General features: G+C 66.6%; 13 protein-coding genes, 2 tRNA genes and 1 pseudogene. 5 read left to right on the forward strand and 11 right to left on the reverse strand.

Translation table 11 applies throughout. The annotated features are described in order from the left end of the window. Positions 1-107: 107 nt before the first annotated feature. From ACFQEU_RS07635 to ACFQEU_RS07685, 11 genes are all read right to left on the reverse strand, one after another. Entirely contained in the window at positions 108-287 is a 180-nt protein-coding gene (locus ACFQEU_RS07635) for a DNA-directed RNA polymerase subunit K (protein WP_379780867.1), read from the reverse strand. Positions 288-289: 2 nt separating this feature from the next. Next, positions 290-484 (reverse strand): DNA-directed RNA polymerase subunit N, encoded by a 195-nt coding sequence (locus ACFQEU_RS07640; protein ID WP_004595259.1) that lies wholly within the window; start codon positions 482-484, stop codon positions 290-292. Between the two features lie 12 nt (positions 485-496). Then, entirely contained in the window at positions 497-895 is a 399-nt protein-coding gene (locus ACFQEU_RS07645) for a 30S ribosomal protein S9 (RefSeq protein ID WP_379780869.1), read from the reverse strand. Next, complete coding sequence (locus ACFQEU_RS07650) at positions 889-1,338, reverse strand: 50S ribosomal protein L13 (RefSeq protein ID WP_379780871.1); 450 nt, start codon at positions 1,336-1,338, stop codon at positions 889-891. Before ACFQEU_RS07650 ends, ACFQEU_RS07645 begins: the two co-directional genes overlap by 7 nt. Next, positions 1,335-1,688: a 50S ribosomal protein L18e gene (locus ACFQEU_RS07655; protein ID WP_379780873.1), complete on the reverse strand. Its 354-nt coding sequence runs from the start codon at positions 1,686-1,688 to the stop codon at positions 1,335-1,337. Before ACFQEU_RS07655 ends, ACFQEU_RS07650 begins: the two co-directional genes overlap by 4 nt. 39 nt (positions 1,689-1,727) lie before the next feature. Continuing rightward, positions 1,728-1,812 (reverse strand) — tRNA-Leu (locus tag ACFQEU_RS07660). A 118-nt stretch (positions 1,813-1,930) separates the two neighbouring features. Further along, positions 1,931-2,683, reverse strand: coding sequence for a DNA-directed RNA polymerase subunit D (locus ACFQEU_RS07665; protein WP_379780875.1), 753 nt, complete (start codon positions 2,681-2,683; stop codon positions 1,931-1,933). A 1-nt stretch (position 2,684) separates the two neighbouring features. Next, a complete protein-coding gene (locus ACFQEU_RS07670; RefSeq protein ID WP_379780877.1) occupies positions 2,685-3,074 on the reverse strand; it encodes a 30S ribosomal protein S11 in 390 nt (129 codons plus the stop codon). Positions 3,075-3,080: 6 nt separating this feature from the next. After that, the gene (locus ACFQEU_RS07675; protein WP_379780879.1) at positions 3,081-3,608 is read right to left on the reverse strand and encodes a 30S ribosomal protein S4; all 528 of its coding nucleotides are present in this window, start codon (positions 3,606-3,608) and stop codon (positions 3,081-3,083) included. Beyond that, entirely contained in the window at positions 3,605-4,126 is a 522-nt protein-coding gene (locus ACFQEU_RS07680; protein WP_379780881.1) for a 30S ribosomal protein S13, read from the reverse strand. Before ACFQEU_RS07680 ends, ACFQEU_RS07675 begins: the two co-directional genes overlap by 4 nt. 57 nt (positions 4,127-4,183) lie before the next feature. After that, positions 4,184-4,269: transfer RNA gene (locus ACFQEU_RS07685), tRNA-Ser, on the reverse strand. Between the two features lie 307 nt (positions 4,270-4,576). Between ACFQEU_RS07685 and ACFQEU_RS07690 the strand changes: the two genes are divergently transcribed. The 5 genes and pseudogenes from ACFQEU_RS07690 to ACFQEU_RS07710 all read left to right on the forward strand — a co-directional run. Beyond that, the gene (locus tag ACFQEU_RS07690) at positions 4,577-5,617 is read left to right on the forward strand and encodes a zinc-binding dehydrogenase (protein WP_379780883.1); all 1,041 of its coding nucleotides are present in this window, start codon (positions 4,577-4,579) and stop codon (positions 5,615-5,617) included. Beyond that, a complete protein-coding gene (locus tag ACFQEU_RS07695) occupies positions 5,607-5,969 on the forward strand; it encodes a hypothetical protein (RefSeq protein ID WP_379780885.1) in 363 nt (120 codons plus the stop codon). Before ACFQEU_RS07690 ends, ACFQEU_RS07695 begins: the two co-directional genes overlap by 11 nt. A gap of 72 nt (positions 5,970-6,041) precedes the next feature. Next, positions 6,042-6,620 (forward strand): (d)CMP kinase, encoded by a 579-nt coding sequence (gene cmk / locus ACFQEU_RS07700; RefSeq protein ID WP_379780887.1) that lies wholly within the window; start codon positions 6,042-6,044, stop codon positions 6,618-6,620. 143 nt (positions 6,621-6,763) lie between these two features. Beyond that, a complete protein-coding gene (locus ACFQEU_RS07705; protein WP_379780889.1) occupies positions 6,764-7,729 on the forward strand; it encodes an RNA-guided pseudouridylation complex pseudouridine synthase subunit Cbf5 in 966 nt (321 codons plus the stop codon). 762 nt (positions 7,730-8,491) lie between these two features. Then, positions 8,492-8,767 (forward strand): annotated as a pseudogene (locus ACFQEU_RS07710) (succinylglutamate desuccinylase/aspartoacylase family protein); the annotation flags it as partial.

An 8,767-nucleotide genomic window follows, 5' to 3' on the forward strand; every position in this document is an offset into this window, starting at 1 on the left:
CGCCCCGCGGCCGAAGCCGCCGGACTCGGTCAGCACGTCGGCTTCGACGGTCGGGTTGCCGCGCGAGTCGAGCACCCGGCGCAGCGACACGTTCGTGATCCGGGTCATCAGCTCGACTCCCTCCGGACGGTAAAGGGGAGCGCGCCCGCGTCGTACTCCTCGGCGGCGACAAGGATCGGCTCCGTCTGGTTCGTCTCGATGAGCACGGGTGCCCCGTACGACACCTGTAAGGCGCGTGCCCCGAGGATCCGGGCCTTCTCGTATCGATTGTAGCGTTGTTCTGACATGGTTACTGGTACGGAGAGACGACGTCGACGAGGTCGCGGTGGCTCACCATCATCCGCCGGCAGCAGTGGCGGTCGACGCCGAGGTCGTCGAGCACCTCGCCCGGATCCTCGTCGCCCTCGCGAGCGCGCTCCTTGAACTCCTCCCAGTGTTCACCCACGACGTTGCCGCACGTGAAACACCGGACGGGGATCATCATGACTGGATCACCTCAGCGGTAGGACTTCTGGTAGCGGGCACGCGCGCCCGGTCCGCCCCACTTCTTGGGTTCGGACTGGCGAACGTCGTTGACCAGCAGCGTGCGGTCGAAGCTCATGTACGCGTCGCGCAGCTCGGCGTCGCCGAGGTGCTGGACGAGCCCGCGGGCGATGGCGGTCCGCGCCGCGTCCGCCTGGCCGCTGAACCCGCCGCCGGCGACATCGATGTCGATATCGACGCCGTCGCGCAGGTCGTCGCCGGCGATACGGAACGGCTCCAGCATCTTCAAGCGTGCCTGCTCCGGTTCGACCAGCTCGACTGGCTGGGAGTTGATACGAACGCGGCCTTCGCCGTCACGCACGGTGGCGCGGGCGACTGCCGTCTTCTTCTTGCCTGAGGTGTTAGTTACCATGTGACGTTGGCTCCCAAGGACTCGGAGACCGCCCCGAGCGTGGTGAACTTGATGTTCGACAGTCGGTCCAGCGAGGTGCCCTCCAGAACGACGCTCTCGACGTCCTCGTCGCGCTCGTAGGGGTTACCCACGTACACGCGGACGTTCGAGAACGCCTCCTGGCCCGCCTCCGTCTTGTACGGAAGCATACCACGGATCGCACGTTTGAAGATGCGATCCGGGCGCTTCGGGTAGTAGGGGCCGCTGTCGGAGCCGAGGTCGGCGCGTGTCTGGTACGTCTCCATCGTCGCCTCCTCGTTACCCGTGATGACCGCGTGCTCCGCGTTGACGACCGCGACCGTCTCGCCGTCGAGGACGCGCTGTGCGACCTTCGAGGAGACGCGACCGAGGATGCAGTCGCGAGCGTCGACGACGACGTCCGCGTCGATCTTCGCGAGACTCATCGGATCACCCGGACGTTGCTTCCTTCGGGATTCTGTTCGACGAACTGTGCGAGCGACACCGCTTCGCCGGCCTGATCGATCTTCGTGCGGGCGGTGCCCGAGAAGTCGACGGCGGCGACGGTGACGTTCTTGTTCAGGACGCCGCTTCCCAGCACCTTGCCGGGGACGACGACCGTCTCGTCTTCGTTCGCGTACCGTTCGATGCGACCTAGATTGACCTCGGCGTGGGTACGCCGTGGCTTCTCCAGTCGGTCGGCGACGTCCTGCCACACGGCGGCATCGGAGTCACGCGAGACCGACTTCAGATCGGCGATGAGGTTCTGTAAGTTCGGATTCGTCTTGCTACTCATAGCTGTTCCTCCCCATTTGTGGGTTGGTGAAAAACGGAGTGCAGGGAGCAGGATTTGAACCTGCGGACCTCTACAGGACAGCGCCCTGAACGCTGCGCCGTTGGCCTGACTTGGCTATCCCTGCGTGCACTCCTGGATACTCCGGCTCCCTTCAAACCACTTTCGGTCCCGACGCCCGGGACGGCGGCGTCGCTTTCGACAGGGGCGAGCGCCGTGCGGGTGGTTCGAAGGACGGACATATCTTATACCGCGACTTTCGTTCGTAGTTCGTCCGCGCGCTCCTCGATGGAGTCGATCGCGCGAAGCAGCAGTTCGTCGACGGTAAACGAGCCGTCGGTCTCGATGTGGAAGACGAACGCACCGGGGACGTCCTCGACGCGCACGTCCTTCCCGGGGAACCGCTCCGAGAGGTCGTTGTCGAACTCGTCGGTGACGACGATCTCGCCGTCCGGCGTCTCGATCACGCCGCGGAGGATCCGCGGCTCCTCGTCGTCGAACTCGCCGAGGTCGTCCTCGACGGTGACTCGCTGGAGATGTCGGTAGCCGACGGAGACGCCGCCCTGGTGTTTGGCGTGCTCCTTTCCGGTGTTCAACACCGCGTCGGCCTCGAACTCCAGCCGCTGGCCTTCCTTCAGCTCGATGATCGGGACGTTCTCGTCGGCGACTTCGACGAGCGGCTCCGCGGACTCGATATCCCCGGAGTACGCGGTGGCCGGCCCCTCGACGTCGAGTGCGAGGGTGACCGTATCGCCGACCTCGAACTCGTCGAGCGGCGTCGTCAGGGGAATGAGCCCCAGCCGTAGCCCGATCATCTCATCGAACATCACGGAGGAATTCTCGACGAACCGCACGGTGTCGATCGAGAAGGTAGGGACGTCGGCGATCATCGCACGGCGGATACCGTTCGCGAACGCCGGCGTGAGCCCGCGGATCAGCACCCGCGCGCTGCGATCGTCCCGTTCGACGAACTCCACGTCGAAATCGGCTCCCGTCATATCAGACTCGCTTGTTCTTGGGGGCCTTCGTCCCGTCGTGCGGGATGGGCGTGACGTCCTCGATGCGGCCGATCTCGACGCCGGCTCGCGACAGCGCACGGATCGTCGCCTGTGCGCCCGGGCCGGTCGACTTGTTGAGGTTACCGCCGGGGCCGCGCACGCGAACGTGAACGCCCTCCAGTCCGGCTTCCTTGACGCGCTCGGCGACGACCTCCGCCATCTGCATCGCGGCGTACGGCGACGCCTCGTCGCGGTTCTGCTTCACCACGGTCCCGCCGGACGACTTGGCGATCGTCTCGGCGCCCGTCTCGTCGGTGACGGTGATGAGCGTGTTGTTGAACGATGCGTACACGTGGGCGATGCCCCACTTTCCGTCCTCGGATTCACTCATGATGGGTTACTCCTGTGACTCCGCGCGCTCGGGGTGGAGATCGTCCGCGAGCGGGCTGTTCTCGTCGAAGGCGATGGCACCTTCACTGCTCACGTCGACTTTCACCGATGGGCGCGTGACGCGTGCGCCGTCGACGGTGATGTGACCGTGAACGATGAACTGGCGGGCCTGACTCGTCGAGGAGGCGAACCCCTGACGGTACGCGACCGTCTGGAGCCGACGCTCGAGCAGGTCCGTCACGTCGAGCGACAGGACCGTCGAGATGTCGTCGTTGTCGCCGAGGATCCCGATCCGTCGGAGTCGGGTGACGAACTCCGCACCCGCGTCTTGGGCCGCCTCGACATCGCCCTGCGCCTCGCCGAGGAGGCGTCGGGCCTCACGACGCATGCGACGCAGTTCGGACTGGGCACGCCAGAGCTCCTCTTTGTTCTTCAGGCCGTACCGGGAGAGGAGATCGGACTCCTCGGCGATGCGCTCGCCCTGGTACGGGTGGTTCGGCGTCTCGTAGCCCTTGGTGTTCTTGCCGGTGCTCATTCGTCGTCACCCGCTTCGTCTTCCGCCATCTCCTCGCGGATCTCCTCGACGTTGACACCGATCGTGCCCTCGGTCCGGCCCGTGGACTTCGTGCGCTGTCCGCGGACCTTCTGGCCGCGCTTGTGTCGAACGCCTTTGTACGATTCGATCTGCTTCATCCGGTTGATGTCGTGACGACGCTTCTCGCTCACGTCCGTGCCAACGATGTGGGTCGTCTCCCCGGTGAAGAAGTCGTTCTGTCGGTTAGTCATCCACGACGGGACGTGGTCCTCGAGGTTCTCGGTGATGTCGACCACCGTCTCGATCTCCTCCTCGTCGAGGAGACCGAACGTGGCGGTTCGGTCCACACCGGCTTCCTCGGCAACCAGTCGCGCCATGCGCGTGCCGATGCCGCTGAGTTCAGATAGGCTTCGCTCGACCGTCTTCGTCCCGTCGAGGTCCGCATCCCCGATCCGAACGAAGTACTGGAGGTTCTCCGCCTCCTCCGGCGAGTCGTCCTGTGATTCTTCCGTGCTCATGTGTTGATCGCAGTGAGTCCTACCGGCGCGAATCCGGCGGTACTCGGTCGGTTCGAGCGTTGCGGCGGGGATTCGAACCCCGGAGGCAGTGACGCCACAGAGTTAGCAACCCTGCGCCTTGGGCCAGGCTTGGCTACCGCAACCCGCGTTGTATCATCGCCCTTCCGGACTCGGGGCCCGACACCCCTGCAGTTCGTGCGTTCGTACAGTCCACCGTTCCGTACTTAAACATCACGAAAGCCGTGGGGGGTTGTGTGGCGTTCGCATCCTGCTAGCCGGCGGATGCGTGCGGACCCGAGTCGACGTCGGTTCGCGTGTAGCCGGAGTCGTATGTACCCGGAGTTGCATGTGACCGGAGTCGTGCGCAACCGAGGTCGTGCTCAGCCGAATCGTGAGGCCCGGGTTTCCGTTTGCCGTACTGTTTAGTGGGTACCGAGGGTGGATACGTCTATGAAGGCTGTCCAGTTCGACGCCCACGGCGACCGCGACGTGATCGAGTACGGTGAATTCCCCGATCCCGAACCCGGCCGCGACGAGGTCCTCGTGGACGTGAAGGCGGGCGCGTTGAACCACCTCGACGTCTGGACCCGTCGCGGTCTCCCCGGTATCGACGTGGAGATGCCACACATCCCCGGTAGCGACGCTGCCGGTGTTGTCGAGGCCGTCGGCGACGGCGTAACTCGGTTCGAACCCGGTGACCGCGTGGCCGTGAGCGCCGGCGTCGCCTGTGGCGAGTGCGAGTTCTGCCGTGCCGGCGAGCCGTCGCTGTGCGTCTCGTTCCACATCATCGGTGAACACGTCCGCGGCGTCCACGCCGAGCGCGCGGCCGTTCCCGCCGAGAACCTCGTCCCCGTTCCCGATGGCGTCGACTGGGAGGTCGCGGGCTCCGTCTCGCTCGTCTTCCAGACCGCGTGGCGCATGCTCCAGACCAGGGCGGACATCGAAGCGGGCGAGAACGTGCTCGTACTCGGCGCGTCGGGCGGTGTCGGCCACGCCGCCGTCCAGATCGCCGACCACGCCGGCTGTGAGGTGTTCGCGACCGCCTCCACCGAGGAGAAGCTCCGCCACGCCGAGGACTGCGGGGCCGACCACGTCATCGACTACGAGGCGAACGACTTCGCCGACGAGATCGCCGAGCTGACCGGAAACCGCGGCGTCGACGTCGTCGTCGATCACGTCGGCGCGGCCACGTACCCCGACTCGTTGAAGTCGCTGGCGAAGGGTGGCCGACTCGTCACCTGTGGGGCGACTACCGGCCCGAACCCGGACGCGGGGCTCAACCGGATCTTCTGGAACCAGCTGTCCGTGATCGGGTCGACGATGGCGACACCCGGCGAGGTCGACGACGTCCTCGAGCTCGTCTGGGACGGCACGTTCGAGCCGCGGATCCGCGAGACGCTCCCGATGAGTGAGGCGGCCCGCGCCCACGAACTGATCGAGAACCGAGAGGGCTTTGGGAAGGTAGTCGTAATACCCGACAGTGAGCTCTGAGGCCGACGGCGACAGCGGGTACGTCCACACCCCGGGAGCGGACTCCGAGAGCGACACCGAGGGGAGCCCCGGCGGCGGTGACCCCGACCAGGAGGGGGCCGACCGCGCAGGCCACGATCCCGAGTCACAAGCGACCGGGCCCGACGGGTTCGGTCGGAAGGGATGGGCCCTGACCGGCGTGTTGTTGACCTGCGTGCTCGTGATCCCCGGTGTTATCTACGCGTACCCGTACGTGGCCGGCTCGTTCGGTCTCACCTTCTTCGGGACGTATCTGGTGCTCCCGCTCATCCCCGCCGTCCTCCTCGGGCTCGTCGCGGTCTGGTCGATGAGCGCGGCGACCGCCGGGGAGTGAACGTCGACTGGAGCGGCCGCCTGTTCGCCGGCGAACGACAACGGTTTTGAACGACCCTACCGGATGTCGGATATGTTGATCACCGTCTCCGGCCCGCCGGGAAGCGGGAAGAGCACGAACGCCGCGGGGCTCGCCGGGGCGTTGGACTTGGAACACGTCTCCGGCGGCGACATCTTTCGACGGATGGCCGCCGACCACGGGATGACGCCCGTCGAGTTCAACGAACACGCGGAGGACGACGACGAGATCGACCGCGACCTCGACCGCCGGCTCCACGAGATCGCGACGACCCGCGACGGGCTCGTCCTCGAATCCCGCCTCGCCGGCTGGCTCGCCGGCGACCACGCGGACCTCCGCTTCTGGTTCGACGCCCCCGTCGGGGTCCGCGCGGAACGGATCGCGGACCGCGAAGGGAAATCGGTCGGCCGCGCCCGTGAAGAGACCGTCCGACGGGAGACCTCCGAGCGGAAACGCTACCTGGAGTACTACGACATCGACATCGACGACCTCTCGATCTACGACGCCGCGTACAACACCGCTCGGTGGCCGCCGGAGGAGTTCCTCGACGTGCTCGTGGCGACCATCGAGGCGTACGACGACGACTACGACGAAGGGAAAGCGCCGATCGAGGGCGTCTCTCACGGGTTCTAACCGGATCCGCGACCAAACCGAGAGACGTGGACGCGTGGATCGAACGACCGATAACGCACCGCCAACAGACCGCCGACAGACCGCCGACAGACCGCCGACAGACCACCGACAGACCGTCGATACACCGCTGACACGACGACACGATGACCACTGACCGAGACGCCGACCCCGACATGGACCCGCTCAGACCCGCGCCGAGCGAGCGCTCGGTCCCGGAGCTGTTGCGGTTCGGCGTCGTCAACGTGGACAAGCCCGCGGGGCCGTCTTCCCACCAGCTCTCCGCGTGGGTTCGCGACGCGATCAACGACACGTTGGAGACGCTGGAACCGGACGGCGCTCGGATCGACGGTGTCGCTCACGCCGGCACGCTCGATCCGAAGGTGACGGGCTGTCTCCCCACGCTCACCGGGACGGCCACCCGCGCCGCGCAGGTGTTCCTGGAGGGGTCGAAAGAGTACGTCTCGGTGCTCGAACTCCACGGTCCCGCCCCGGCCGACTTCCGGGAGGTCGCCGCCGAGTTCGAGGGGGAGATCTATCAGAAACCCCCGCGAAAGAGCGCCGTCACCAGACGGCTGCGAACCCGGACGGTCCACTCGCTCGACGTTCTCGAGCTCGCAGAGCGGCGTGCCCTCCTCCGGATCGGCTGTGAGTCGGGAACGTACGTCCGAAAACTGTGTCACGATCTGGGGCTCGCCGCGGGCGTCGGCGCACACATGGGTCACCTGCGGCGCACCGCGACGGACCCGTTCGACGACACGACGCTTCACACGCTCGAAGACCTCACGGACGCCCTCGCATGGGCGGCGGAGGGCGACGAGGCGCTCCTCCGAGAGGTCGTCCGCCCGGCCGAGGACGCCCTCGTTCACCTCCCCGCAGTGACGATCGCACCCTCCGCCGCGTGCTCCGTCGCGACCGGTGCGCCCGTGTACGCCCCCGGCGTGATCGACGTCGACGACCGGCTCGCGAGCGAGGACGAACCCGACGGCGACGACGACCCGCTCGTCGCCTGCTACACGCCGAACGGCACGGCGATCTGTCTGGGACGGTTCGTCGGCGACCCCGACGCGGAGTCGGGTACCGTCGTCGCGCTGGAGCGGGTTCTCGTATAAATTGACGGTGCTCCCCACCGCTGCCGTCCGCTGCCGTCCCGCTCGACCGCGCCGTCAGTTCACACCTGTCCGGTCCGTGCAGTCGAGAGACGCAACGGAACGTGCCGCCGCCGGCAACGTAGTATATAAGTAGTATCACGCGACAGCGAGCAGCACTTACACTCGGTTCGGTGGCGCGCGCTTCCGAGCGGCCGTCGACGACGGCCGCTCGGATCGCGTGCGAAGGATGCCGGGTCGGCGGGTTGTACCAGCCGACCCGGCGAGGCTGGGGAGGTGTGAGGTGCGGTCCCGCGAGCGACCGGAGGGAGCGAGTGAGGACACGGAAGCCGCAGCCCGCGCGGCGAAGCGAGCGGGACTGGGTCGAGACCGGCGGTCTCGCTTGCTTACGTGGTGAAACCCCGTGACCGCCTTCCGGCGGTCGCGGCGCGGGCGAGAGGGAAACGGGGTTCCGCCGTGTGCCCCGTCGATCTACGTTCGACTATTTATAAGCGAACAGCTGGGTTTTGTGCGGTTTCACTGTCGTCGCTCTATCAAACGAGATCGCCAACGACACCGTTCGATCACGCGTAATCGACGGTCCCAGCCGTCTTATTACACGCACTCCCGCTACCGATCGAGAAACGCCCCTCGTTCGCCGATCGGTCCGGACGATCCCATGTCCGGACGAACGGATCCGACTGATATCCTCACCCCGGATCCGACGACGGATCTGTCCCTCCCGACAGGACTGCCCTTTTATATCATCTCAACTGAACTCCGCGCATGGATCCGACCGACGCCCCGATCGAGCTCGGAACCGCGAGCGCTGCTCCCGGTGAGGTCGATCGCGGCTGGCTCGATGTCGCCGACCTGCCGACCGGAACGGCCGAACGACTCCCGGTGATCGTCGCCAACGGGGTCGACCCCGGGCCGACGCTCTGGCTGACCGGCGGCGTTCACGGCGACGAAGCGACCGGTGTCGCCGTCGTGCTGGACACGGTGGAGGCCCTGTCGACCGCTGCCGACGGTCCCCGTCCGCTGGACGACCTCGCCGGATGC

The sequence above is a fragment of the Halorubrum tibetense genome, assembly GCF_042661865.1.
In the GTDB taxonomy this organism is placed as follows: Archaea; Halobacteriota; Halobacteria; order Halobacteriales; family Haloferacaceae; genus Halorubrum; species Halorubrum tibetense.